The sequence below is a fragment of the Streptomyces sp. W1SF4 genome (assembly GCF_003950035.1).
GTDB lineage: Bacteria > Actinomycetota > Actinomycetes > Streptomycetales > Streptomycetaceae > Streptomyces > Streptomyces racemochromogenes.
This window is the reverse complement of record NZ_CP034350.1, coordinates 6,757,896-6,780,947: the sequence shown is the minus strand read 5'-3', so window position 1 is coordinate 6,780,947 and position 23,052 is coordinate 6,757,896. Positions and strand designations below refer to the sequence as shown.

Annotated in this window: 23 protein-coding genes, 1 tRNA gene and 1 pseudogene; 4 read left to right on the top strand and 21 right to left on the bottom strand. The window is 75.4% G+C overall.

Features of this window, described 5'->3' with window-relative positions; all coding sequences use genetic code 11:
- Window positions 1–12: 12 nt before the first annotated feature.
- The 6 genes and pseudogenes from D1J60_RS31490 to D1J60_RS31465 form a co-directional block, all read right to left on the bottom strand.
- A pseudogene (locus D1J60_RS31490) lies at window positions 13–1,530 on the bottom strand (peptide-N4-asparagine amidase); the annotation flags it as partial.
- A 202-nt stretch (window positions 1,531–1,732) separates the two neighbouring features.
- Window positions 1,733–2,218, bottom strand: coding sequence for a ribonuclease E activity regulator RraA (gene rraA / locus D1J60_RS31485; RefSeq protein WP_125823446.1), 486 nt, complete (start codon window positions 2,216–2,218; stop codon window positions 1,733–1,735).
- A gap of 70 nt (window positions 2,219–2,288) precedes the next feature.
- Window positions 2,289–2,555 (bottom strand): GlsB/YeaQ/YmgE family stress response membrane protein, encoded by a 267-nt coding sequence (locus D1J60_RS31480; RefSeq protein WP_125823445.1) that lies wholly within the window; start codon window positions 2,553–2,555, stop codon window positions 2,289–2,291.
- 65 nt (window positions 2,556–2,620) lie between these two features.
- Window positions 2,621–2,911 carry a hypothetical protein gene (locus tag D1J60_RS31475; protein ID WP_125823444.1) on the bottom strand — a complete coding sequence of 97 codons (291 nt, stop codon included), beginning with the start codon at window positions 2,909–2,911 and terminating at the stop codon, window positions 2,621–2,623.
- A gap of 5 nt (window positions 2,912–2,916) precedes the next feature.
- Window positions 2,917–3,786, bottom strand: a complete 870-nt coding sequence (locus D1J60_RS31470; protein ID WP_241253466.1) for a hypothetical protein — start codon at window positions 3,784–3,786, stop codon at window positions 2,917–2,919.
- A complete protein-coding gene (locus D1J60_RS31465) occupies window positions 3,783–4,625 on the bottom strand; it encodes a phosphatase PAP2 family protein (RefSeq protein ID WP_125823443.1) in 843 nt (280 codons plus the stop codon). The genes D1J60_RS31470 and D1J60_RS31465 overlap by 4 nt, the downstream gene beginning before the upstream one ends.
- A gap of 148 nt (window positions 4,626–4,773) precedes the next feature.
- Here D1J60_RS31465 and D1J60_RS31460 point away from each other — a divergent pair, with 148 nt between their 5' ends.
- Entirely contained in the window at window positions 4,774–5,394 is a 621-nt protein-coding gene (locus D1J60_RS31460; RefSeq protein ID WP_125823442.1) for a TetR/AcrR family transcriptional regulator, read from the top strand.
- A 159-nt stretch (window positions 5,395–5,553) separates the two neighbouring features.
- On the opposite strand, the gene D1J60_RS31455 is transcribed toward D1J60_RS31460, so the two are convergent.
- The 7 genes from D1J60_RS31455 to D1J60_RS31430 all read right to left on the bottom strand — a co-directional run bounded on the left by D1J60_RS31455 (window position 5,554) and on the right by D1J60_RS31430 (window position 13,080).
- Window positions 5,554–6,099, bottom strand: a complete 546-nt coding sequence (locus tag D1J60_RS31455) for a TerD family protein (RefSeq protein WP_125823441.1) — start codon at window positions 6,097–6,099, stop codon at window positions 5,554–5,556.
- A gap of 124 nt (window positions 6,100–6,223) precedes the next feature.
- The gene (locus tag D1J60_RS31450; RefSeq protein WP_125823440.1) at window positions 6,224–7,435 is read right to left on the bottom strand and encodes a VWA-like domain-containing protein; all 1,212 of its coding nucleotides are present in this window, start codon (window positions 7,433–7,435) and stop codon (window positions 6,224–6,226) included.
- Window positions 7,436–7,451: 16 nt separating this feature from the next.
- Entirely contained in the window at window positions 7,452–8,642 is a 1,191-nt protein-coding gene (locus D1J60_RS31445; protein ID WP_125823439.1) for a sigma 54-interacting transcriptional regulator, read from the bottom strand.
- Window positions 8,639–10,579, bottom strand: coding sequence for an ankyrin repeat domain-containing protein (locus D1J60_RS31440; protein ID WP_206436602.1), 1,941 nt, complete (start codon window positions 10,577–10,579; stop codon window positions 8,639–8,641). The genes D1J60_RS31445 and D1J60_RS31440 overlap by 4 nt, the downstream gene beginning before the upstream one ends.
- Entirely contained in the window at window positions 10,576–11,727 is a 1,152-nt protein-coding gene (locus D1J60_RS31435; protein WP_125824296.1) for a gala protein, read from the bottom strand. The genes D1J60_RS31440 and D1J60_RS31435 overlap by 4 nt, the downstream gene beginning before the upstream one ends.
- A 119-nt stretch (window positions 11,728–11,846) precedes the next feature.
- Window positions 11,847–11,919 (bottom strand) — tRNA-Arg (locus tag D1J60_RS37525).
- A gap of 66 nt (window positions 11,920–11,985) precedes the next feature.
- Window positions 11,986–13,080 (bottom strand): hypothetical protein, encoded by a 1,095-nt coding sequence (locus D1J60_RS31430; RefSeq protein ID WP_125824295.1) that lies wholly within the window; start codon window positions 13,078–13,080, stop codon window positions 11,986–11,988.
- A gap of 235 nt (window positions 13,081–13,315) precedes the next feature.
- Between D1J60_RS31430 and D1J60_RS31425 the strand changes: the two genes are divergently transcribed.
- Window positions 13,316–14,128 carry a glutamate ABC transporter substrate-binding protein gene (locus D1J60_RS31425; RefSeq protein ID WP_125823438.1) on the top strand — a complete coding sequence of 271 codons (813 nt, stop codon included), beginning with the start codon at window positions 13,316–13,318 and terminating at the stop codon, window positions 14,126–14,128.
- A 52-nt stretch (window positions 14,129–14,180) separates the two neighbouring features.
- Here D1J60_RS31425 and D1J60_RS31420 read toward each other — a convergent pair whose 3' ends face one another.
- On the bottom strand, window positions 14,181–14,747 hold the full coding sequence (locus D1J60_RS31420) for a DJ-1/PfpI family protein (protein ID WP_125823437.1): 567 nt from the start codon (window positions 14,745–14,747) through the stop codon (window positions 14,181–14,183).
- Between the two features lie 218 nt (window positions 14,748–14,965).
- On the opposite strand from D1J60_RS31420, the gene D1J60_RS31415 reads away from it, so the two are divergent.
- Window positions 14,966–15,790, top strand: coding sequence for an endonuclease (locus D1J60_RS31415; protein ID WP_125823436.1), 825 nt, complete (start codon window positions 14,966–14,968; stop codon window positions 15,788–15,790).
- A 156-nt stretch (window positions 15,791–15,946) separates the two neighbouring features.
- Here D1J60_RS31415 and D1J60_RS31410 read toward each other — a convergent pair whose 3' ends face one another.
- The 3 genes from D1J60_RS31410 to D1J60_RS31400 form a co-directional block, all read right to left on the bottom strand.
- Window positions 15,947–17,593, bottom strand: coding sequence for a glycoside hydrolase family 20 protein (locus tag D1J60_RS31410; protein ID WP_241253465.1), 1,647 nt, complete (start codon window positions 17,591–17,593; stop codon window positions 15,947–15,949).
- A gap of 67 nt (window positions 17,594–17,660) precedes the next feature.
- On the bottom strand, window positions 17,661–18,098 hold the full coding sequence (locus D1J60_RS31405; protein ID WP_125603876.1) for a heme-binding protein: 438 nt from the start codon (window positions 18,096–18,098) through the stop codon (window positions 17,661–17,663).
- A 49-nt stretch (window positions 18,099–18,147) separates the two neighbouring features.
- A complete protein-coding gene (locus D1J60_RS31400) occupies window positions 18,148–19,392 on the bottom strand; it encodes an MFS transporter (protein ID WP_125823435.1) in 1,245 nt (414 codons plus the stop codon).
- A 199-nt stretch (window positions 19,393–19,591) separates the two neighbouring features.
- Between D1J60_RS31400 and D1J60_RS31395 the strand changes: the two genes are divergently transcribed.
- Window positions 19,592–20,044, top strand: coding sequence for a MarR family transcriptional regulator (locus D1J60_RS31395; RefSeq protein WP_125605116.1), 453 nt, complete (start codon window positions 19,592–19,594; stop codon window positions 20,042–20,044).
- A gap of 17 nt (window positions 20,045–20,061) precedes the next feature.
- Here D1J60_RS31395 and D1J60_RS31390 read toward each other — a convergent pair whose 3' ends face one another.
- The 4 genes from D1J60_RS31390 to D1J60_RS31375 all read right to left on the bottom strand — a co-directional run bounded on the left by D1J60_RS31390 (window position 20,062) and on the right by D1J60_RS31375 (window position 22,928).
- On the bottom strand, window positions 20,062–20,628 hold the full coding sequence (locus D1J60_RS31390) for a hypothetical protein (protein ID WP_125823434.1): 567 nt from the start codon (window positions 20,626–20,628) through the stop codon (window positions 20,062–20,064).
- Window positions 20,625–21,347, bottom strand: coding sequence for a sigma-70 family RNA polymerase sigma factor (locus tag D1J60_RS31385; protein ID WP_241253464.1), 723 nt, complete (start codon window positions 21,345–21,347; stop codon window positions 20,625–20,627). Before D1J60_RS31385 ends, D1J60_RS31390 begins: the two co-directional genes overlap by 4 nt.
- Before the next feature lie 8 nt (window positions 21,348–21,355).
- Window positions 21,356–21,850 (bottom strand): LAETG motif-containing sortase-dependent surface protein, encoded by a 495-nt coding sequence (locus D1J60_RS31380; RefSeq protein WP_125823433.1) that lies wholly within the window; start codon window positions 21,848–21,850, stop codon window positions 21,356–21,358.
- A 124-nt stretch (window positions 21,851–21,974) separates the two neighbouring features.
- Window positions 21,975–22,928, bottom strand: a complete 954-nt coding sequence (locus D1J60_RS31375) for a nitroreductase/quinone reductase family protein (RefSeq protein WP_241253463.1) — start codon at window positions 22,926–22,928, stop codon at window positions 21,975–21,977.
- Between the last annotated feature and the right edge of the window lie 124 nt (window positions 22,929–23,052).

The following is a 23,052-nucleotide window of genomic DNA, read 5'->3' as shown; positions in this document are numbered from 1 at the left end:
GCCCCGCCACCGTCAGCAGCGGAGGCGGTCCTCCGTCAGCGTGCCCTGCGCGGTGGAGACCGTACGGTCGTAGCAGCCGCGGCCGGTGCCCGTCCCGTACAGGCGGTAGCGCTCGGTGGAGGTGCCGACGGCGTGCCGCTGGTCGCGCGGGACGTTCGCCGTGTACGAGGCGTCGCCCGTGTACCGGTCGTCGAGGAGGGTGCGGCCGGTCTGGCGGCCGCCGCGCAGGGTGGTGGTGTCGGCCCGGTCGCCGAGGGTCAGGACGGTGCGCAGCCGGTCCCCGGCGGCGAGGGTGGTCTCGCCGTCCATGGTGTAGGTGCGTGCGGTGCGGGTGGTGGTGGGGCCGCGGGTGACGCTGTCCTCGTCGGTCCAGGTGGCGGTGAGGGCGTCGCGGTTCTCGCCGTCGGTCCAGCGGTGCGCCGAGGTGTGGGAGACGGCGCGGGTGACGGTGGTGGTGATCCGGCCGTGGGAGGTGTCGAGGTGCCCGGCGACGGTGAGGCGGTGGGCGCCGTCGGTGTCCAGGCGGTGTTCGCCGCCGGGGGCGGCGGGGGTCCAGCGGGAGGAGCCGGTGGGGGCGCCCTCCTCGTGGCGGGTCAGGGCACCGGTGACGACCTGGCGGCCGTGGTCCTGCCAGAGCAGCAGGTTGGCCGGGGTGCTCCAGCCGGCCTGGCCGGCCGGGACGCCGGCGACGGAGACCTCGACGCGGTGCTCCCGGCCGTCGTTGAGCAGGGCGGCGTAGGGGGTGAGGTCGTACACGATCGGCTGGACGTCGAAGGCGCGCGGGCCGGGGGTGACGTACCAGAGGAAGGGGTTGGACCAGCCTCCGGTCCACACGGTCGGGAAGGGCGCGGCCAGGCCGGCGAGCTGTCCGTCGACGGCGATCCGGACCTCGCGGTAGGGGCCGTCGGCGGCCTTGCAGGAGTAGGGCGCGGCGTCGGGGACCGTCATGTACCAGTACTCCTCGCAGCCGCCGCCGGAGCCGGTGGCGTACACCTCGGCGAGGAGCCGTTCGGTGTTGCGGGGGGTGGTGACCGCCGGGGAGGTGAGCGGCAGGACCCGGTCGGGGGTGTCGGGTGCCGGGGTGTGCCGGTCGGCGGCGTAGAGGGTCAGGGTGACCTTGACGTCGATGACGCCGGTGTAGGTGTCGTTGACGACGTTGCCGATCAGCATCTCGACGGGTCCGGGGCGGCCGAGGACGTCGCGGTAGCGGGTGACGTCCTTCTCGACGGACCACTCGATGCCCTCGGGCGAGGGTTCGGGGGTGGAGGTGCGCAGGATCTCCACGCCGCCGAGGGTGAGGTTGCCGAGGCGGTCGTACTGGCGGCCCTTGACCTTGCCGTCGAGGCGCAGGACGGCCTTGGCCCAGTCGGAGCGGCCGCAGCCGGCGGGCGGGGTGTAGGTCCCCTTGTAGGGGGTGAAGTCGCGGAACTGGGCCTCGGCCAGCGTCACCTCGCAGGAGCGGGTGGCGGGGTGTTCGACGGGCGGGGCGGCGGTGAGCGGGTCGTGCCAGTCGGTGCCGAACTCGGCGGGCGGGACGGGGCCGGTGGTGGCGGCCGGGGGCGCGGCCGCGGGGGTGCCGGCGGCGGCCGCGGGGCCGGCCAGGGCGCCGGCGGCGAGGGTGAGCGTGCCGAGCAGGCCCATGATCCTGTGTCGTCTCATGGGCCCGCAGTGAAACCCCTGGCGGCCCGCCGCCGCCAGGGCCGGGGCCGGCGGGTGGCGCGAAACCGACGGGTCAGTGCGCGGCGGGCAGGACCACGACGCCGTCGTCGTCCACGTACACGGTGTCGCCCGGGCGGAAGGTGACCCCGCCGATGGTGACGGGCTCGTCGACGGCGCCCTCGCCGGTCTTGCCGCTCTTGCGCGGGCAGGTGCCGAGCGCCTGGACGCCGAGGTCCAGGGCGCCGAGGGCGACGCTGTCGCGGACGGCGCCGTTGACGATCAGCCCGGCCCAGCCGGAGGCGTGGGCGGCGCCGGCGATGAGGTCGCCGACCAGTGCGGTGCGCAGGGAGCCGCCGCCGTCGACGACGAGGACGGCGCCTTCGCCGGGGGTGTGGAGGAGTTCGCGCAGCAGGGCGTTGTCCTCGTGGCAGCGGACGGTGCGCACGGGTCCGGCGTACAGGTGCCGGCCGCCGATCCGGCGGAACTGGACGGCGCAGATGCCGAGGTCCTCGCCGTGCTCGTCGTACAGGTCGGCGGTGGGGATCGGGGTGGGGCTCATGGGGTTCCGGGCTCCTCGCATCTCGTACGTCGCGCGGGGCCCAGCCTAGGAGGTGTCCTCGGGCGGGCGCTCAGCGGCGGGAGTTGCCGAAGAGGACGCGGTAGCCGACGAGCAGGACGAGGGAGCCGACGATGGCCGAGCCCCAGGTGGCGAGGTCGAAGAACTGGGCCTGGATCGGGCGGTCGAGGAACTTCGCGGAGAGCCAGCCGCCGATGAAGGCGCCGGCCACGCCGATGAGGGTGGTGACGATGAAGCCGCCCGGGTCGCGGCCGGGGAGCAGGATCTTGGCTATGCCGCCGGCCAGCAGGCCCAGGATGATCCAGCCGATGATGCCCATGCCGTTCTCTCCGCTCGTCGTGTGCGTCTGTGCCCCTGAGGACGCGAGCGGGGGCCCGGCGGTTCTCAGCGGTGGCGGGCCCGCCACAGTGCGGCGGCCGCGGCCGCTCCCGCGACGGCGCCGGCCACCGCGACGCCGCCCCGGGAGCGGTAGGCGAAGAGGGAGAGGGTGGAGCGGGCCGAGAAGGCGGATCCCGCGCTCAGCCAGGAGGCGGTGGAGCCGACCGAGAGCGCGGACCCGACGGAGGCGACGGAGAGGAAGCTGCCCGCCGAGCCGATGGAGAGCACCGAGCCCACCGAGCCGATGGACAGCACGGAGTTCCTGGACCAGAGGGAGAGGTACGAACGGTCGTCCATGCCGATCATGCTGTCACATGGCCGGCCGGTACGGGGCGGCTTTCGGCGGGCTGCGCGGCGGGCGCGCCCCGGGTGAGCAGCAGGACCCCGCGGGTGGCCGCGAGGCCTCCGGCGGCGGCGAGCAGGATGCCGAGGGCGCCGCCCTGGAGGCGTTCGCCGAGCAGGATCATGCCGATCGCGGCGGCCGCGAGCGGGTTGGCCAGGTTGACCACGGCGAGCGGGGCGCCGAGGCCGCCCCGGTAGGCCCGCTGCGAGAGCAGCATCCCGCCGACGGCGAAGACCACCACGAGCAGGGCCACGGTGACCACCCGGCCGCTGAGCAGCGCCCCGCCCCGGCCGCCGGCGACGGCGACGGTCTGGGTCAGGGCGGAGGCGACGGCGGAGGCCAGCCCGGAGGCGGTGGCGTGGCGCAGCCCCGGGCCGGGGTCCTTGCGGGCGGTGAGCAGCAGGATCACGGCGACGGTGGCTCCGGACACGGCGAGCGCCTCGGCCAGGGTGAGGGTGTCGTCGGGGGCCGGGCCGGAGGCGGGGAGCAGCAGCAGCCCGAGGCCGGCGACGGTGGCCAGGGTGCCGCGCCACTCGGTGGCGGCGACCCGCCGCCCGGCGCCGCGGGCCCCCAGCGGGACGGCGGCCACCAGGGTGAGCGCGCCCAGCGGCTGGACCAGGGTCAGCGGGCCGTAGCGCAGCGCGGCGGCGTGCAGCAGTGCGGCGGCGGCGTTCAGTCCGGCCGACCACCACCAGGCGCCGTTGCCGAGCAGGGCCCGGGCGCTGCGGGCGACGGCCCGGCGGGCGAGGCGTTCCTGGGCGACGGCGGCGGCCGCGTAGGTGGCGGCGGAGGCGAGGCAGAGGGCGACGGCGAGGAGGGTGGCGTTCACCGGTCGCCTCCGGCGGGGACGGGCGCGGGAGCGGGGTGGCCCGCGGCGTCGGGTGCGGCGTCGGGTGCCGGGCGGGGGCGCGGCAGGCCCCGTACCGGTGGCGCGGCGTCGGCGGGGGCCGGGCGCGGGACCAGCAGCAGGGCCGCGCCCAGCAGCAGGGTGGCGACGGCGGCGTCGATCCAGTAGTGGTTGGCGGTGCCCACGACGACGAGCAGGGTCACCAGCGGGTGCAGCAGCCACAGGGCGCGCCACCGGGACCGGGTCGCGGCGATCATCCCGAGGGCCAGCATCAGTGCCCAGCCGAAGTGCAGCGAGGGCATCGCGGCGAACTGGTTGGCCATGGTGTCGGCTTCCGGGGCGGTTCCGTAGACGCTCGGCCCGTACACCTGGGCGGTGTCCACGAGCCGTGCGGCGTCCAGCATCCGGGGCGGCGCGAGCGGGAAGGAGAGGTGCAGCACGAGGGCGGCGGCGGTGAGGACGGCGAGCACGCGGCGGGTCCACAGGTAGTGCCCGGGGCGGCGCAGGTACAGCCAGACCAGGAACAGGGCGGTCGCCGGGAAGTGCACGGCCGCGTAGTACGTGTTGGCGGTGTGGACGACGGCGTCGGAGTGGAGCAGCAGCCGCTGGACGGCGCCCTCTCCGGGCAGGTGCAGGGCGCGTTCGGCGTCCCACACCCGGGCGGCGTTGCGGAAGGCCTCGTCGGTGCGGCCCGTCGAGAGCGTCCGGCCCGCCTTGTAGGCGGCGAACAGTCCCGCGACGAGCAGCAGCTCGCGTATGAGCCGCCGGCGTGAGTCGCTCTTCCCGGCCGGTGGCCGGTCCGGTGTGGTCTGGGAGGTCATCCCCCGGTCTCGCTTCTTTCGGTTCCTGTCGACACGCCAGTGTATCGATACATCAGCGTATCGATACGCTGGTGTCCCGATAAGCTCGGATGGCCGTACACTCGGAGCACGGACCCACCGCTGGATCCCGCGAGGAGAACCCCACCCCATGACGTCGACGCCGCAGGGCCCCGCGCGCCGCTCCAAGATCAGCCCGGAGCGCGAGCAGGAGTTCTACGACGTCGTCCTCGACCAGCTGCGCGAGCACGGCTACGAGGCCCTGACCATGGAGGGAATCGCCGCCCGGGCCTGCTGCGGGAAGTCCACGCTCTACCGGCAGTGGCGGACCAAGCCCCGGCTCGTCGCCGCCGCCCTGCGCGCGGGCCGCACCCGGCGCGGGGAGCGGACCCTGGCGGACGTGGACACCGGGACCCTCGCCGGGGACCTCCGCGAGGCCGCCCGGATCGCGGCCGGCACCTCGGGCCCCGACACCCGGCTCACCCAGGCGCTCGGGGTGGCCGTCTTCGCCGACGAGGAGCTCCAGGCGGCGCTGCGCGAGGCGCTGGCGGAGCCCGAGCTGGCGGCCTTCGACGCGATCGTCGAGCGGGCCGTGGCGCGCGGGGAGCTCGCCGCGGACCACCCGGCCGTGGAGTTCCTGCCGGCGCAGCTGATGGGCGTCCTGCGGATCCGGCCCGTGCTGGAGGGCCGGTACGCGGACGCCGACTACCTGGTCAGGTTCGTGGACGCGGCGCTGCTGCCCGCGCTGGGCATCGGCCCGCCGAACCCCTGACCCCCTGAACCGGTGGGCCGCCGTTCACGATGACCGGACGGCGACCCACTCGCGCTGCCTCGTGGGGACGGTGGCAGCGCGCCACCCGGACGGGGCGGCGGCCACTCCCGAGCAGGGTGACCGCCGCCCGGTCCGGTACGGACGCACCGGCACCCGCCCTCAGCCGCGTACCGCGCCCATGACCCGGGCGTACTCCTGCGGGTCCGCGTCGAAGCCGCGCGTGCGCGCGTCCAGCGTCCAGCCGCCCGCGCCGTCCCGGGTGAACTCGGCGACGGTGGCCGCCGTGGCCCCGGCGAGCTCCGCGAAGTCGGTCGTGGCGAGGTCGGTGTACCCCTCGCGGACGCGCAGCCCCGTGCCGCCGACGGCGGCGAAGGTCTTGCGGTCCGGCGCCGCGGCGGACCCTGCGTCCTGGATCACCACGCCGACCACCACCCGGCCCAGCTCGGGCGCCAGCCGGTCCAGTTCGAGCGTCATCACCTCGTCGAAGCCGAAGCCCTGGCCGGTGCGGCTGTCCCGGGCCAGGGTGATGGTCCCGTCGGGGGCGCGGCTGCCGAAGTGGACGAGGTAGACGGGCTCCCCGTACGGGTCCGCGGCGCCGTACACGGCCGCGACGATGTCCAGGTCGTTCGCGGGCGTGCCCGCGGGGCTGGGGTCCCAGCGCAGCGCTATCTCCACCCTGGCCAGGCTCTTGCGTACTCCGCTCACCGAACTCCCCCTCCGCGTGGCCGCTCCGGCCGCCTCGCCGTGCTGTCCGTCGCCATGCTGCCACGCGGCCGTGATCACCGTGCGAACGACCGTACACAACCGGCCAGTTCGCGGCACCGCCCGGTCAGCGGCCCGGTTCGGCCGGGTCCAGGCGTACGGTCTCCACCCAGCCCGGGGGCCGGGGTGCCCGCGCCCCGATCAGTGCGGCGATCAGCCGGCAGGACGGGGGCTGCGCGGGCCAGGGGGTGTGGCCGTCGGTCAGCACGACCACGATCGAGGGCCGGTCCGGCCGGGCCAGCGCGGCCGCGATGCCCACCCGCATGTCGGTGCCGCCGCCCCCGGCCAGGGTCACCTCCCCGGCACTGGCGACCCGGCTCACGGCGTGCACGTCGGCGTCGCAGGCGAGGACGGTGACCCGGTTGCCGCCCACGCCGACCTCGCGCAGCACCCCGGTGACCTCGGCGAGGGCGGCGGCGAGTTCCGCGTCGCCCATGGAGCCCGAGGTGTCGATGACGACCGCCACCCGGGGCAGCGGCCGGCGCAGGCTCGGCAGCACCACCCGGCCGCCCAGCGCGGGCGTGCGGCGCGAGGGCCGCCGGTAGGTGTAGTCCACCGCCCCCGCGGCCCAGGCGGCGGCCTCCCGCACCGCCCCCGACAGGGCGCGCCGCCAGTCGACGGCCGGCTCCAGCACCTGCTCCGCCCAGCGCTCCCAACCGGCGGGCACGCTCCCCCGGCCCCGCGAGCGCAGGTGGGCGCGTACGGCCTGGGCGGTCTGGCGGCGCAGGGCCTCCGCCTCGACCGGGCCGATCCGGGCCGTGCCGTCGCCGCCGCCGAGTTCCCAGGGCGCCTGCCTGCCGTGCGCGCCGGAGCCGCAGTCCACGGCGTGCGGGGGCGTCGGCGGGATGCCGGGCAGGTAGCCCTCGAACATCCCGCCCTCCGGCAGGCCGAACCGACCCGGCTCCATCCGGCCGGCCGGCAGGACCAGGCCGTCGGCGAGGAGGTCGTCGTTGATCTCGCAGTCCTGGGCGATGTTGATCCGGACCGGGTCGCGCTGGTCGGCGGGCGGCAGCCGGTCGGCGCGCCCGTGGTGGTCGCGCAGCAGGTGGGCCACCTCGTGGATCCACACCCCGGACAGTTCGGGGACGGGGGTGCGTGCCACGAACTCCGGCGCCACGTAGCAGCGCCAGTGCCGGTCGACGCCCATCGTCCGCACCCCGGACGGGCCCGGGGAGGGGACGACGGTCAGCGCGTACAGGGCGGAGGCGAGGTAGGGCCGGGCCTCGGCGGCCGCGTAGCGGGCGGCGAGCAGCCTGGCCCGGTCGAGCGGGACGTCCACCGGCGCGGCCCGCCTCTCAGCGGGCGCCGGGCAGGGCCCCGGCCAGCTGGAGCAGTTCCACGAAGGCGTCGATCCCCGCGGGGACGGGCCAGGACAGGTCGCGCATCGCCGCGAGGTCGGCGGCGGCCCGCGCGGCCACGTCGGGCACGCCCGCGTCGACGGCCTTGGCGAGGACCTCCCAGCCGGCCTCCCAGCGGGGGCGGGTGGGCTCCGCCTGGACGGCGGCGACGACCGCGATGAGGAAGGCCAGCTGCCGGTCCCCGCGCTCGGGCAGCGCGAAGGCCGCGGGGTCGGCCAGCACCCGCTCCGGGTCGGGCAGGTCCAGGTGCTCCAGGTAGGTCAGCAGTTCCAGGCCGGCTCCGTCGCCGACGGCCCCGGTGAGGGCGGCGGACAGCGCCTCGCGGCCCGCGCCGGCCGCGTAGCCGGTGGCCAGCAGGCGCAGCGCCATCTCCCAGGTGCGCGGGGAGGGCCAGGCCCTGCCCCGGGCCTCGGCGTCGTCCGGCATGTGGTGGACCAGGCCGGGGCGGGCGGTGAGGAAGCCGGACACCGCGCCCCGGGCGCGGGCGACCGCGCCGGCGGAGCGGGCGGGGTTCACCGTGGGGAGGACGGTCTCGGGCCAGGTCCCGGCCATGCCGCGGGCCACGGTGCGCGGGTCGTGCGTCCAGTCGAGGTGGACGAAGCGGTTGGCGAGGGGCGCGCTGAGGTGCCAGCCGTCGGCCGCGCTGGCGGGCGGGTTGGCGGCAGCGACGATGCGTACGGAGGCGGGCAGTTCCAGGCTGCCGACCCGGCGTTCGAGGACCACGCGCAGCAGGGCGGCCTGTACGGCGGGCGGGGCGGAGGAGAGCTCGTCGAAGAAGAGCAGGCCGTGTCCGGTGCGGGCCAGGCGCACCGCCCAGTCCGGCGGGGCCATGGGCACGCCGGTGGTGGCGGGATCGTCGCCGACGATCGGCAGGCCGGCGAAGTCGGAGGGCTCGTGGACGCTGGCGACGACGGTCTCCAGGGCGACCCCGAGGGACGCGGCGAGCCGTTGCATGCCGGCGGACTTGCCGATGCCGGGTTCGCCCCAGAGCAGGACGGGCTGATTGGCCGTCACCGCGAGGGAGAGGGCCTCCAGCTGGTGGTTGGCGGCGGGCTCGGTACGGGTGGCGCCGAGGCGGGCGCCGAGCTCGTCGGCGACGGCCAGCGCGGGCGGGGGTGCGGTGCTCATGCCCGGACCTCCCCGTCACCGGCGGAACCGGCCGCGGTGCGCGCGCCCCCCGCTCCCGAGTCGCCGGCCGCTCCCGGCTCGTCGGCCTCCGGACCGGCGGCCCCGGAGACGCCCGGGCCGGAGACGCCCGGGCCGGAGCCGTCCGCGGTGGGGTCACCCGTCTCGGCGTAGCCGTCCTCTTCGTAGTCGTCGTCCTCGAAGTCGCCCCATTCGGCGCGCTCGGCCATGAACTCGTCGTACTCCTCGAAGTTGATGCCGGGGTGGCGCTCCTCGACGAGTTCCTTCAGGAAGGTCAGGTCGGTCCGCTTGTAGCGGGACACCACCTGGCCCAGGGACAGCTCCATGTCGTCGACGACATCGGTACGGGCGCCGGCCGCGAGGAGCGCCCGGACCAGGGACGCGGTACCGCCGTTCTGGACGGCGGACTGCAGCGGGGTGCGTTCGAAGTCGTCCTGCTCCTCCAGGCCGAGTCCGGCCTCCAGCAGCCTGGGCAGCAGCTCCTCGTGCCGTACGAAGGGCAGCAGGTGCAGCAGCCCCTGGCCCCTGCCGTTGCGCACCCGCGGGTCCAGCCCCGCGTCGAGGAGCGCGAGCACCCCGGCGGTGTCGCCGTGCTGGACGCGCTCGAACAGCTCCCGCCGCTCGGCGCGCAGGGCGCGCGGCAGCCGGCCCTTGCCACAGGCCCAGGCCTCGCGGACGGCGAAGCAGCCGGCGACCTCGCCGCCGAAGGCCCGCAGGGCGCGCTCGCGCTGCTGCTCCTCGGCGCTGTGCGGGAGTTCGAGCACGCCGCCCCGGGAGCGCACCTCGTGCCACTCGCCGACGCAGCGCACCCGGACGGTCCGGGGCGCGGCGGGGCCGGGCGGCCCGCCGGCCGGTCCGGCGGCGGGGAAGAGGGCGGCGGTGACGAGGGGGTGCAGCTCGCGCGGGGCGGTCCGGCCGGTGCGTACGAGGTGGAGGTCGGGCAGCGGCCGCCAGGCCTGGTCGGGCAGCCGGGGCACGTCGCGCACCTCGGAGGAGTCCACGAGCCGGGCCCGCAGCGCGCCGTCGGGGCCGGCGGGTTCCACCAGCAGCATGCAGCGCCAGTGCGGGGCGAACGTGAACCGGTCGCCCGCGCCGGCCGCGGCGAGGCGGCGTACCCCGGCGGCGAGCAGGGCCGGGTCCAGCGCGGCGCCCTTCAGCGCGGCGACGGCGTCGCTCCAGCGGTAGGCGTTCGGCGGGAGGGTCAGGTCGAGCGCGATCCCGGCGGCGGCGAAGGCCTCCACGCTCTCGCCGCGCCACTGGAGGACGGCGGCCCACTCCGCCCGCCCGGCGGGGTCGGCGGGGCCGGGGTCGGCGGTGGGCAGCTCGTCCTCGCGCAGCGGGGTGCCGTCGGGGTGGAAGAAGGGGATCCGGTCGGCCGGGCCGGCGCTGGCGCGCAGCTCGGCGGTGTGCCGGGCGTCCCAGAACCAGCGGGCCCGGGTCCAGTCCTCGGTGACCCAGGAGGCGTAGGAGTGGCGCCGTGCGTGCGGGTCGACGGGGGCGCAGTGCAGCCGCAGCCGCTGGGGGCCGTCCACCATGGCGCGGGTGGTGACGTACAGGACGGGCGCGTCGGAGCCGGTGCCGTAGCGGGCCAGTACGACGCGGCGGTTGGGGGCGACGACGGTGCGGCCGCCCAGGACCCGGGGCAGGTGCCAGCGCAGCAGGTCGGGGGCGAAGTGGCGCAGGTCCTCCGTGACCGCGGCGGCGACGGCGGAGCCGTGTTCCGCGGCGAGCGCGGCCGGGTCGACGGTGGTCTCCGTGCCGGCGGCGGCGCAGGCGGCGCGCCAGTCCCCGGCCAGGCGGTGTGCGGTGGCCCGCTCGATCATGCGGGCGGGCACGGCGTAGCGGCGGATCCGCTGCCAGGCCGCCGCGTCCTCGGGCGGGAGCCCGCCGGGCGGTGTGGTGCGGGCGTTCTCGCTCACCGGTACACGCTCCCGATGGCCCGCAGGTCCGGGTGGGAGGCCCGGGCGGGGCGCAGCCGTTCGGCGAAGGAGCGCTTGAGGCGGCGGGGGGTGCCGGGGCCCAGGCCGACGTGCTCCAGCGGGGCGTTCTCGGGCAGGGCGGCGAGCAGGCTCTTGGCCCCGCGCCCGGTGATGCCGGTGTGGCGCAGCTCCAGGCGGCGCAGCGGGCTGCCGGGCAGGGCGGCGGCCAGGGCGTACGCGCCTTCGTCGCCGGTCGCGTTGCCGGCGGAGCCGAGGCTGCGCTCGGACATGGTGCGGCCGAGGTCGAGGGCCTCGATGCCGCCGAGGGCGTCGGCGAGGGCGCGTGCTCCGGCGACGCCGATGCCGTTGCCGCCGAGGCCGAGGCGGACGGGGCGTGCGGGGCCGGCTTCGGCGGCCGCGGCGGCGATGACGGCCGTGCCTTCGTCGCCGAGGTGGTTGGCCGGGACGTACAGTTCGCGGACCCCGGCCTCGCGGATGAGGGCGGCGAGCAGCGGGGCGGCTTCGGCGGTGAGCCCGTTGCCGCCGAGGAAGACCCGTTCCAGGGGTGCCTCGCGGTCGCGGAGGGCGTCCAGCAGGAGGCGTACGCCGTCGGCGCCGATGCCGGTGTTGACGAGGTCGAGGGTGCGCAGCGCGGTGTTGCGGCGCAGCAGCGCGGCGAGGGTGCGGGCGCCGTCCTCGTGGAGGGGGTTGCGCTTGAGCCAGAGGGCGCGGACGGCGGTGTCGTCCGCGAGGGCTGCGGCGAGGGCGAGCGCGCCGTCGGGGCCGATGCGGTTGCAGCCGAGGTAGAGGGTGTGCACCCCGTGGCGGCCGTCGGCGCCGGCGAGGGCCGTCGCGAGGGTGCGGGCGCCCCCGTCGGTCAGGGAGTTGGTGCCTAGGAGCAGGTGCGCGGCGTGCGGGGAGGTCAGGGCGACGGGCAGCAGCCGGGCCGTGCCGGCGGGGCCGAGGCCCTGCTTGCAGAGGTCGACGCGGCCGTCGGGGCGCAGGGTGCCGAGGGGGAAGGTCTCGTCGGCCTCGACGGGGCGCTCCTGCGCGAGGCGGGCGAGCAGCGGGCCGAGGTCCGCGGGGTCGGCCAGGGGCAGGTCCGGGTGCTCGATTGCGGGGCACCGTACGGGCGTCGGCCGTGTCATCAGCATTCCACCGGTTCCTTCGCCGGCGCCCGGCGACCCTGCGACTTCGCGGAGCCGCGGCAGGCCGGCACGCCTTCGCGCCGTGCTGCCGCCGTTCCGACATGACGTGAGAGAAAAGGCAAGACCGGTCGGATTCGAACCGACGTCCTCCAGCTCGATGCTTGGGCGCGACGACCTCTGCGCTACGGCCTTGCCGACGGTGATCATAACGGCTCGACGGCCGAAAATCGATCACCCGTTTGATTAAGCTTCCCCGGGCTACCAGTCCCCGTCCTGAACGGGCTTGCCGGGGCGCGGCGCGTTGCCGAGCGGGAGGACCTGGCCGGGCGCCGGGGGCGTCCAGGGCGTGTGGTCGTCGCCGATCCAGTCGCCCACGGGCTTGACCTCGGCGAGGGGACCGGCCGCCGGGAGGTCGGTGCCGGTCTCGTCGTAGTAGTCGTACCAGGGCAGGCCGGCCTGGGTGTAGGCGGCCCGGTCCACGGGCGAGGGCGGCGCGTCCTCACCCGTGATGCGGCGCCATTCGGGCGGCGTGACCAGGTGGACGAAGACCCGCGCGGCGGGCCGGTCGGCCCAGGCGGAGAGCTTCCGGTCGTCCTGGTAGACCTCCTGGCGCATCGCGCCGCCCACGCCGAGCCCCATGGCCGGGGCGGGGGCGCGGCGCGCGGCCGGGCGGGCGGGTGCGGCGCCCGGGGCGGGGGCGGCCATCGCCACGGGCGCCGCCCCGGGCGGGGCGGGCATCGCGGGCGGCATGGCGGGCGCCGCACCGTAGCCGCCCCCGCCGAAGAGCTGCTGCGGTGCGGCGCTCTCGTGCCGCAGCCGCTCCTCCTCCCGCCAGGCGGCCAGGGCCTTGGGGCCGAGCGGGAACGCCTGGAGCTGCACGCCGCCGGTGACCTCCTCGCCGGTGACCTGCCCCTCGACCGTGGCGCCGAGGCCGAGCGGCACGGCGACGAACTGGCGCACCGTCCCCTTGCCGGAGTTGATCCCGTCGAGCCAGGGCTGGCGGGGCAGCACCAGGTAGTTCTGCGGCTTGCGTTCCAGCCGGCCGGTCCACCGCTTGCCGGAGACGGCGCACACCTTGCCCACGCCTACCTGGAGGGCGGCGGGCTCGTGCGAGCCGCCGAAGCTGAGCCACATGGCCTCACGGAGGTAGACCGGCAGCATCACGCCGCCCTTGGCGAGCCATTCCGGCGGAACGGTGTCCGGGTAGTCCTCGACCCGCCGCAGCGGGAACTCCCCCAGGCCGGGCGGGAGCGCGTGCGTACCCGACTCGGGCAGGCGCAATGTCCGAATGAACCGGATCCGCACCCCTTCGCCCAGCAGGAGCGCATTGCCCTCGATCCTGGCCGCGCCCATTTCCTCGTTCGCCACTGCGGACAGCCCCCTTCTCCCGCCACTCTCCGGATCCGCCGGAAGATCTCGACTGAACCGGATCGTTATGCTCAAGTTTTCCTCAGATGTAGTGACGGTGCGGCCGTCACCTTCCTAGCTTCCTCATACACGTGCCCCCGCGCCCCCGCGGTTCCGCACGCCTGCCCCCGTTCCCGCGTCATCCCCCGGGATTCCGCGTTCCCGAGGAAAAGAGTTCAGCATGAAGGTTCCCAAGGCCGGTGCGGTCGCCACGGTGATCGCCCTCGCCGCCACCGCCTCCGGCTGCGGCGGTGAGGCCCCCAAGGAGCCCATCTCCATCGGCATCAAGTTCGACCAGCCCGGCATCGGGATGCGCGAGCCCGACGGCACCTTCACCGGTTTCGACGTCGACGTGGCCACCTACATCGCCAAGGAGCTCGGCTACAAGGCGAACGAGATCGAGTTCAAGCAGGTCTACAGCTCGGACCGGGAACTGCTGATCCAGTACAACGAGGTCAAGTTCGTCGCCGCGAGCTACACGATCAACGACAAGCGCCGTGAGAAGGTCGAGTTCGCCGGACCCTACTTCGTCGCCCACCAGGACCTGATGATCCGCGCCGACGACAACTCGATCACCAAGGCCGAGGACCTGAACAACAAGCGGCTGTGCACGGTGAGCGGCTCCACCTCCGCCGAGAACATCCGCAAGAACCTGGCACCGAAGGCGAGCGTCCTGGAGCTCGGCGGCTACTCGGAGTGCCTCGTGGCCATCCGGGACAACACCGCCGACGCGATGACCACCGACAACTCCATCCTCGCCGGGTACGCGGCGCGCAAGGAGAACGCGGGCAAGTTCAAGCTGCTCGGGCTGAACATGAGCAACGAGAACTACGGCATCGGCCTCAAGAAGGGCGACAACGACCTTCAGCGGAAGATCAACACGGCGATCACCAAGATGGTCTCCGACGGCTCCTGGGAAGCGGCCGTGAAGAAGAACTTCGGCCCGGCCAACTACAAGTACGAGCCGGCCCCCCAGGTCACGACCGGCCACTGACGGACCCCGGGGCGGGGGCCCCGTCCGGCCCCCGCCCCGGTCCCCGGCGCCTCTACGCGAGCGGCGCCTTGCCGCGCAGCACGGTCAGGAACTCCCGCATCCAGGCGGGGTGGTCGGGCCAGGCACGGGCCGAGACGAGGGTGCCGTCGACCACGGCCTCGGAGTCCCGGAAGGTGGCCCCGGCCGCCTTCATGTCGGGCTCCAGCGCCGGATAGGCCGTGACCCGGCGCCCGTCCAGGCCGCCGCTCGCCGCGGTGATCAGCGGGCCGTGGCAGATCTGCGCGACCGGCTTGTCGTCCCTCGCGAAGGCGGCCAGGATCCGCCGCACCTCCGGGTCGTTGCGCAGGTACTCCGGCGCCCGCCCGCCGGGGACGACGACGGCCGCGTACTCGGCGGGGTCCACGTCCGCGAAGGCGATGTCGGCGGGCCAGGTGTAGCCGGGCTTCTCGGTGTAGGTGTCGAAGCCCTCCTCGAAGTCGTGCACCACGAACCGCAGCTTCTTGACCGCGGGCGCCGCGATGTGCACCTCGTACCCCTCCTCCCGCAGGCGCTGGTACGGGTAGAGCACCTCCAGGGACTCCGCCGCGTCGCCGGTCACGATGAGGATCTTCACTGCCATGGGCCACTCCGGTGAGAGCTGTCGGCGGCCGCGTCGGGGCCGCCGGGGGCACCCGCTACCGTGCCCGGGGCACGCCGGGGACAAACCCCAAGGTCCACGCGGCGGACACATGGTTTTTACTTGTTCGGCACATGACAATAGGATCCTCGCTCTGCCACCTGATCCCCCGCCAACTGCCATGGCGGGAACGGTGTTTGTGGAGAGGTATCCCCCACGTCATGAGAATCTCCCGTACCGCCCCCTGGGCCGCCGGGCTCGCCGCGGCCGCGCTGCTCCTCATACCGGCCAGCGCCACCGCCGGCCAGCACCGCGCCACCGCCGACACCGCGCAGGCCGCTCCCCAGGCCTACCCGGTCACCGTCGACGACTACTACGCGCCCGCGACGGGCAAGACCGGCGCCGCGCTGAAGACCGCGCTGCACGACATCATCAAGACCCAGTCCAAGGTCACCTACGACGGCGTGTGGAACGCGCTGAAGGTGACGGACCAGGACCCCGCGAACCCGAACAACGTCATCCTGGTCTACTCGGGCCGCTCCCAGTCCAAGTCCACCAACGGCGGCGGGGTCGACGACTGGAACCGCGAGCACGTCTGGGCCAAGAGCCACGGCGACTTCGGCACCGCCACCGGGCCGGGCACCGACCTGCACCACCTGCGTCCCGAGGACGTCACCGTCAACAGCACCCGCGGCAACAAGGACTTCGACATGGGCGGCAGCCCCGTCGCCCAGGCGCCGGGCAGCTTCACCGACGCCGACTCCTTCGAGCCCCGGGACGCCGTCAAGGGCGACGTCGCGCGGATGCTGCTGTACATGGCGGTGCGCTACGACGGCGGGGACGGCTTCGCCGACCTGGAGCTGAACGACAGGGTGAACAACGGGACCGCCCCGCTCTTCGGGCGGATCAGCCTGCTGAAGCAGTGGAACCAGATGGACCCGCCGGACGCCTTCGAAAAGCGCCGCAACCAGGTCATCTACGACACCTACCAGCACAACCGCAACCCGTTCATCGACCACCCGGAGTGGGTCAACTCCATCTGGTAGCCGCCCGCTCCGCGCCCGGCGCTACTTGACGTATACCTCCTGGAGGGTGTTGATGACGCCGGCCGCGTTCAGGTGGTAGCGGAAGGGCAGGCCCGAGCGGAGTACGGACCTCCGCTGCCACTCGACGGACGCGGGTCACCGCTCGGCGGGCACCGGTCACCGCTCGGCGGTGACCCGGCCGGCGAGGGACTGGAAGTCGGTCCAGGCGGCCTGCGGCGGGCGGGGGTCCCACAGCTTCTGGGACAGGGCGGCCAGCGGCAGCCGGATGCCCGCGGCGACCTGGTCCGGGGTCTGCGAGGCGGCCAGGTCGCACCAGACGGCGAGGCGCCCGCCGAGCACCTGCGGGTCGTAGCGGGCCGGGACGGGGGTGGTGCCGCGCAGTACGAGCGGGGTCCACTGCTCGTAGATCCGCTTGCCGGTGGGGTACGTGAACTGGTTGGGCTCGCCGAGCACGTAGTAGAGGTACTCGTCGTTGAGGTTGACCACCTTGCGGCCGGCCTCCAGGTACTCCAGCGGTGGCCGGGCGCCGATCTCCTTGCCCGTCCAGTACTCGGCCTGGATGTCCGGGGCGGCCTTGGCGACGCCGCCCCGGAAGAAGCCGTCGTTCCAGGCCTTGAGCGCCTTGCCCGAGGGCCGGACCACGGCCGCCCGGTCGTTCAGCCAGCCCGTCGCGAGGTCCTGGACCCGGGCGGTGGGCCCGTAGCGGGCCCGGGCGGCGCTCGCGAGGGCGGGGAAGGAGGCCTGGGGGTCGCGGACCACCAGGGCCTGGTACTCGTCGGCGCCCAGGTGCCAGGCGCCCGCCGGGAACAGCGGCAGGTACTCGCGCAGCAGGTCGTCCACGAGCTTGGCCGACGCCGGCTTGGATATGTCCACGGCGCCCTTGACGGCCCGGCCCGCCACGTCGCGCAGTTGCAGTTCGGGGTGGACGCGGAGCACGGCGCCGAGGTGTCCGGGCGAGTCGATCTCGGGGACGACCGCGATGTGCAGGGCGGCGGCGAGCGCGTTGATCCGGCGCACCTCGGCCTTGGTCAGGTGCGGGGTCGAGACGATCTCGGGGTGGGTGGCGGACTCGATCCGGAAGGCCTGGTCGTCGGAGAAGTGCAGGCCGAGCTGGTTGAGTTTGAGGTCGGCCATCTCGCGCAGCCGGCCTTCGATCCACTCCGGGGTGAAGTACTTGCGCGCGATGTCGAGGTTGAGTCCGCGCTGCGGTTTGGCCGGGGCGTCCTTCACCGTGCCCTCGGGGGCCGAACCGGCGCCGCGTATCTCCTGTTTGAGGGTGCGGGTGCCGTAGAAGACGCCCGCCTCGTCCGGGCCGGTGATCCCGACCCTGCCGTCCTTGACGGTGAGGGTGTACGACTCCGCCGGGCCGGAGCCCTTCGCGGCGAGGCCGAGCTGGACGTCACCGGGCGCGCTCTGGTCCGACTCGGCGTACCCGAGGCCCAGTTCGCCGGCGAGCAGCTTCCCCTCATCGGACAGGGCGGCGCTGTCGGCGGGGGCGACGAGGACGCGTCCGCCGGGGGCGGGCTTCCAGCCGGGGCCCCGGGCGGGCACGTGCTCGCGTACGGACGGCACGGTGCGCGGGGCGGTGGAGAGGGGGTACGACGACGCGGGCGGCCCGGTCGGCGTCGGCGTCGGCGTCGGGGAGACGGCGGTCGGGACGGGGGCCCGGGATCCGGTGCCCGGAGTGGCCCGGGTGCCGTCGGCTCCGGCGGAGCACGCGGGTACGGCGAGGGCGACCAGCGTGGCGGCCGCTGCCGTCGCGATGGCCCGACTTCCGCTGAACCGCCCGGTCGTCTGCCTCATGGTGCACCGTGTCCCCCGTACCAACCTGGCACGGGGGACGTGGTCGCGCGACCCGGGGCGGGCCTCCCTACGCGGCGGAGCCGGCCCGCTCCAGGGCCTCCAGGGCGGCCGCGCCGAAGCCGTGGTCCTGCTCGGGGGCGCCTCCGCCGACGCCGACGGCTCCGATCAGGTGGCCGTCGCGGTGGACGGGGAGCCCGCCGGCGATGAACAGCAGCGGTCGGTCGAGTGCCGTGGGCAGGCTGTGGAAGGGGCCGCCGGGCAGTACGGCGTCGGTGAGGTCGGCCGTGGGGGCGTTCAGCTGGAGGGCGGTGTAGGCCTTGCGGGTGCTGGTCTCGCCGGAGATCAGGACGGCCCGGTCGTCGCGGCGGAAGGCGAGCGGGTGGCCGCCCGCGTCCAGGACGGTGACGCTGACGGCGACCCCGGCCGCGTCGGCGGCGGTGCGGGCGGCGCTGACGAGCAGCTCGGCGTCCTCGGTGGTGAGCGGGGAAACTGCGGTGCGGGACATGGGGTGCTCCTGTTGCTGTGCGGGTGGTGCGGGTGGTGCGGGTGGGGGGTCAGTGGTGGACGGGGGCGGGCGCCGCGGCGGGTGTTCCGGCCGCGACCACCCGGCTCGTGCCCGCCGCGGCGTCCGACGCGCCGTCCGCCGCGCGGCGGGCCGTACGGCGCTCCAGTGCTCCGGAGACGAGGGCGAGGACGAGAGCGGAGGCGGCGAGGGCGGCGCCGACCCAGTTCGGGGCGGTCCAGCCGAGCCCGGCGGTGATGACCAGCCCGCCGAGCCAGGCGGCGAGGGCGTTGCCGAGGTTGAAGGCGCCGATGTTGACGGCGGAGGCCAGGGTGGGGGCGCCGGCGGCCTGGTCCAGGACCCGCTTCTGCAGCGGCGGCACGGTCGCGAAGCCGAGGGCGCCGATGAGGAAGACGGTGACGGCGGCGCCCGCCTTGTCGTGCGCGGTCAGGGTGAAGAGGGCCAGGACGACGGCCAGCGCGCCCAGGGACGCGTACAGCATCGGCATGAGGGCCCGGTCCGCGTAGCGGCCCCCGACGAGGTTGCCGGTGACCATGCCGAGTCCGAAGAGGACGAGCAGCCAGGTGACGGAGGTGTCGGCGAAGCCGGCGACGTCGGTCAGCATCGGGGTGATGTAGGTGATCGCGGCGAAGACCCCGCCGAAGCCGAGGACGGTCATCGCCATGGCGAGCAGTACCTGGACGTTGCGGAACGCCGCCACCTCGTGGCGCACCCGTACGCCCTCGGGGCGGGGCAGGTCGGGGACGAGGCGGGCGATGCCGAGCAGCCCGAGCACGCCGAGTGCGGCGACGAGCAGGAAGGTGACGCGCCAGCCGAGGTGCTGGCCGACGAGGGTGCCGAGGGGGACGCCGACCACGTTGGCGACGGTCAGGCCGGTGAACATCATGGCGATGGCGCCGGCCTTCTTCTCGGGTGCCACCAGCCCGGCGGCGACCACCGAGCCGATGCCGAAGAAGGCGCCGTGGGCGAGGGAGGCGACGACGCGTCCGGCCAGCATCACGCCGAAGGCGGGGGCGAGCGCGGAGAGCACGTTGCCGGCGATGAAGAGGCCCATGAGCAGCATCAGCATGCGCTTGCGGGGGACGCGGGTGCCGAGGACGGTCATCACCGGGGCGCCGAGGACCACGCCCAGGGCGTAGCCGGTGACCAGGAGGCCGGCGGTGGGGATCGAGACGCCGTAGCCGGCCGCGACCTCGGGGAGGAGGCCCATGATCACGAACTCGGTGGTGCCGATCCCGAAGGCTCCGATGGCGAGGGCGAGGAGCGCGAGAGGCATGACGAAGCTGCCCTTCAGATTGCGGGGGGGGCGGGGGTGGGCGCCGGGCGAACGTTTTTGCGCTCGCCGGTTACGCTCGTCCACATTAATTGCAGACGCGGATATTTGCAAGCGCGGGCTATTGCACCCGTGTCCTATCCTTGGCGGTACACGCGCGGACACGGCCACGCTCGCGCCACGCCCACGACGGAGGAGCCACATGACGGCCACGGACAGCGCACTGACCGGCCTCGCCCAGGGCTGGTGCGCCCTCTCCCTCCTCCACGGCCGGATCGAGGCGCACATCGAAAGGGCCCTCCAGGCGGGCCACGGGCTGAGCGTGCGCGAGTACTCGCTGCTGGACGTGCTCAGCCGCCAGCACGGCGGCCCGGGCGGGCACCTGCGGATGCACCAGGTCGCGGACTCGGTGGTGCTCAGCCAGAGCGCGACCACCCGGCTGGTCAGCCGGCTGGAGGACCGCGGGCTGCTGAGCCGCTACATCTGCGACACCGACCGCCGGGGCATCTACACCGACGTCAGCGAAGCGGGCCTGGCCCTCCTGGACCAGGCCCGCCCGACGAACGCCGCCGCCCTGCGCGAGGCCCTGGACGAGGCCGCGCTCGTACCGGAGCTGGCCCCGCTGGTGGCGGCGGTGGAGAACGGCACCCGCTAGCAGGGCGCGCCCTCCGGTCAGCCCCCCGGCTTCGCGGAGGGGCTCGGGCTGCCCGTCGGCGTGCCGGCCCCGCCGGAGGGGACCGGCGTGGCCGAGCCCCCGGCCGGCACGGTCGCCGGCGGCCCGGACCGCGGCGGGCGCACCGGCGCCGTCGAGGTCGACGCGGGCGGCGTGGGCGAGGGCGTTCCCGTCCCGGTACCCGATCCCGCGGGGACGGACGACGCGCCCGGCGGCACCGAGGCCGACGGCGACACGCTCGGCGCGGGCGAGCCCGAGGGGCCGGTCGGGCTGAGCTCCGGCGGCGCGGCGGGCGGCTCGGGGCGGACCGGCCGCTGGTCGGGCCCGCCGAGCACGAGGTATCCCGCCAGGGCTGCCGCGGCCAGGCCGGACACGCCCGCGAGGGTCCACGCCCCGCGCCGCAGCCACAGCGCGCGCGGGGACAGCCGCCGCAGGTGCGGGCCGGGCGGATCGGCGGGCCGCAGCGAGACCACCGTCACCTCCTCGGCACGGGCTTCCAGGGCCTGGCGCAGCCGGCGCTCCACGGGGCGTTCGCCGTCGGGCGCCGTACCCGTAGGACCGGTCATACCCTTCCCTCCAGAATCCGTTCCAGCGCGTCCAGGGCGCGGCTGGCGTTCGACTTCACCGCGCCCCGGCTGATGCCCAGGGTCTCGGCGATCTCCGCCTCGCTCATGTCCGCCCAGTACCGCAGCACCAGCACCTGGCGGCGGCGCGCGGTCAGTTGCCCCAGGGCCGCGAGCACCTCGCGGTGGGCCTCCCCCAGGACCACGGACGCCTCGGCGGAGGGGACGTCGGCGGTGGCCGGCGGGGTCCAGGCGCGGGCCGTGCGCCGCCGGCGCAGCACGGACCGCGCGGTGTTCACCACGGAGGTGCGCAGGTAGCCCAGCGCGTTGTCGACCTCCGCGATCTCCTCGCCGTACCGGCGGTAGAGGGCGGTGAAGGCGTCCTGGACCACGTCCTCGGCGGTGCCGAGGTCGTCGACGAGGAGCACCGCGAGCCGGACCATGCCCAGGCGGTGGGCGTGGTACAGCTCGCTGACGGTCGGCGGGCGCGGGACCTCCCCCGCGCCGGGGCCGCCGTCGCCGCCGTGACCGTACGCGGAGTCGTGCGCGTACGTGTAGGCGCGGGTCCCCGCCGCGGGGGCGCCGGGGCCGTCGCCGTACCCGCGGGGGCCGGCCGCGGCCGGTGCGGTGCGTTCGCGGCGCGTGATCCACCACCACAAGCCCCGCCACGTCCGGGCGGGGCCGGACGTGAGGGGGCTGGCGGATGGTGCGAGTTCGAGCACGGGTGTCCTCAGTTGGCGGCGCGGCGCCGCACGGCGAACAGGGCGCCGCCGCCCGCGGCGACGAGCGCGGCCGCGCCGCCGCCGAGGGCGAGGGTGGTCGCCGAGGAGCCAGTATGCGCCAGCTCGGAGCCCTCACCGGAACCGGCCGCCCCCGACGGGCTGGACGACGGCTGGGCGGAGGGCCGGGCGGAGGCCGGGTGCGAGGGGACCGGGGTGGGCGTGCCGCTCGCGGGCGAGGTCGGGGCGGGGCTCGGAGTGGCGCTGCCGCTGCCGCCGTTGCCGCCGCCCGCCGGGTGCGAGGGGACCGGGCTGGGCTTCCCGCTCGCGGGGTGCGTCGGGACCGGGCTGGGCACCGCGGAACCGGAGGGGGCGGGCGACGGCGAGGCGGATGCTCCCTGCGCGGCGGAGGCCGGCCCGGCGAGGGCGAGGACCGCCCCGGCGGCGGCAGCGGCGACGGCCGCCCGGCGGGCGGTGGCGGGAACAACGCGCTTCAGGTTCTTCACAGTGGCTCTCCACGGTCGGGTCCGGGGCGGGAACTTCGCCCTTCACCCCCGCACGACGTGCGAGTGCCCGATCGGTTGCCGCCGTTTCGGAAAAACTTCTCGCGCGTTCCCGCCACCCGGCGTCTCACGGCCGCGGCGGCGGCCAGGGGACCTCCTCCAGCAGGGGCAGCAGCACCTCCTCCTCGTGGTCGAGGTGGGCGTTCAGCTCCGCCGTCATCCGCGCCAGCTCGGCGCGGAACCGCTCGGGTTCGGCGATGGCCACCCCGCCCAGCAGGGCCACCAGTTCGCCCTGGATCCGGGCGACCGTACGGTGTTCCTCCCGCAGCCGCTCGAAGACGGGGGCCAGGTGCGGGTGGTGGGCCAGGGTGCCGGGGAACAGGTGGGCGTCCTCGCTGGTGTGGTGGAACTCCAGGCCCTGGCAGAAGGCCAGGCAGCGCTGGCGGATCTGGAGCCCCAGCCCGGGCGCCGGGGGGCCGCCGGGGCCGGTGTGGGCGGCGCGGGCGGCGAAGTGGGCCTCCGTCTCGGCGCCGACGTGGCGCAGCTGGGCCCGCAGCCAGGTGTGCACCTCCAGGAGTTTGCCGGCGAGGGTGCGGACCTCGGCGGGGGGCTGCCAGCCGTCGGGCTCGGCGGGCTCCAGCCGGACGACGGGGAGCGGGCGGGTCGTGCGGGCCTGGTAGTCGGCGTATCCGGGGGCGGCGCGGACGACGGCTGCGAAGAGCTCCTCGCGGCGGGCGCCTTCCGCGGGGACGGCGAGGGCGTCGAAGGCGTCGGTGCCGAGCTCGACCCGTACCTGGGGGTGGGCCAGGAGGTTGTGGTACCAGGCGGGGTGGGCGGGGGCGCCGAGGTTGGAGCCGACGACCAGCAGGACGCCCTCGTGGCGGACGAAGCCGAGCGGGGTCGTCCGTTCGGCTCCGGTGCGGGCGCCCGTGGTGGTGAGCAGGAGCAGGTCCTCGCCCTCGAACCAGCCGCCGACCTGGCCCCCGTTGGCGCGGAACTCTTCGATGACGGAGCGGTTGAAGTCCTGGGCGGGTGTGGTCGCGGGCACGGTCTCGGGTGCGGTCTCGGGTGTGGTGGGCACGTCTTTCGTTCTCTTTCTGGGCAGGCCGGTCCGGCACGCCCGCGCTCCCCCGACGGGCCGCGGTGGAGCGGGAGTCGCCGGGGCGGGGCGTGCGGGAGCGGGCGTACGGACCCGCGTGCGTGCG

Excerpts from the sequence above, each read along its gene's own strand:
- rraA (WP_125823446.1), bottom strand. The coding sequence starts at position 2,218 with ATGAGCCCCACCCCGATCCCCACCGCCGACCTGTACGACGAGCACGGC.
- D1J60_RS31480 (WP_125823445.1), bottom strand. The coding sequence starts at position 2,555 with ATGGGCATCATCGGCTGGATCATCCTGGGCCTGCTGGCCGGCGGCATA.
- D1J60_RS31475 (WP_125823444.1), bottom strand. The coding sequence starts at position 2,911 with ATGGACGACCGTTCGTACCTCTCCCTCTGGTCCAGGAACTCCGTGCTG.
- D1J60_RS31465 (WP_125823443.1), bottom strand. The coding sequence starts at position 4,625 with ATGACCTCCCAGACCACACCGGACCGGCCACCGGCCGGGAAGAGCGAC.
- D1J60_RS31460 (WP_125823442.1), top strand. The coding sequence starts at position 4,774 with ATGACGTCGACGCCGCAGGGCCCCGCGCGCCGCTCCAAGATCAGCCCG.
- D1J60_RS31445 (WP_125823439.1), bottom strand. The coding sequence starts at position 8,642 with ATGAGCACCGCACCCCCGCCCGCGCTGGCCGTCGCCGACGAGCTCGGC.
- D1J60_RS31435 (WP_125824296.1), bottom strand. The coding sequence starts at position 11,727 with ATGACACGGCCGACGCCCGTACGGTGCCCCGCAATCGAGCACCCGGAC.
- D1J60_RS31430 (WP_125824295.1), bottom strand. The coding sequence starts at position 13,080 with ATGGGCGCGGCCAGGATCGAGGGCAATGCGCTCCTGCTGGGCGAAGGG.
- D1J60_RS31425 (WP_125823438.1), top strand. The coding sequence starts at position 13,316 with ATGAAGGTTCCCAAGGCCGGTGCGGTCGCCACGGTGATCGCCCTCGCC.
- D1J60_RS31420 (WP_125823437.1), bottom strand. The coding sequence starts at position 14,747 with ATGGCAGTGAAGATCCTCATCGTGACCGGCGACGCGGCGGAGTCCCTG.
- D1J60_RS31415 (WP_125823436.1), top strand. The coding sequence starts at position 14,966 with ATGAGAATCTCCCGTACCGCCCCCTGGGCCGCCGGGCTCGCCGCGGCC.
- D1J60_RS31410 (WP_241253465.1), bottom strand. The coding sequence starts at position 17,593 with ATGAGGCAGACGACCGGGCGGTTCAGCGGAAGTCGGGCCATCGCGACG.
- D1J60_RS31405 (WP_125603876.1), bottom strand. The coding sequence starts at position 18,098 with ATGTCCCGCACCGCAGTTTCCCCGCTCACCACCGAGGACGCCGAGCTG.
- D1J60_RS31400 (WP_125823435.1), bottom strand. The coding sequence starts at position 19,392 with ATGCCTCTCGCGCTCCTCGCCCTCGCCATCGGAGCCTTCGGGATCGGC.
- D1J60_RS31395 (WP_125605116.1), top strand. The coding sequence starts at position 19,592 with ATGACGGCCACGGACAGCGCACTGACCGGCCTCGCCCAGGGCTGGTGC.
- D1J60_RS31390 (WP_125823434.1), bottom strand. The coding sequence starts at position 20,628 with ATGACCGGTCCTACGGGTACGGCGCCCGACGGCGAACGCCCCGTGGAG.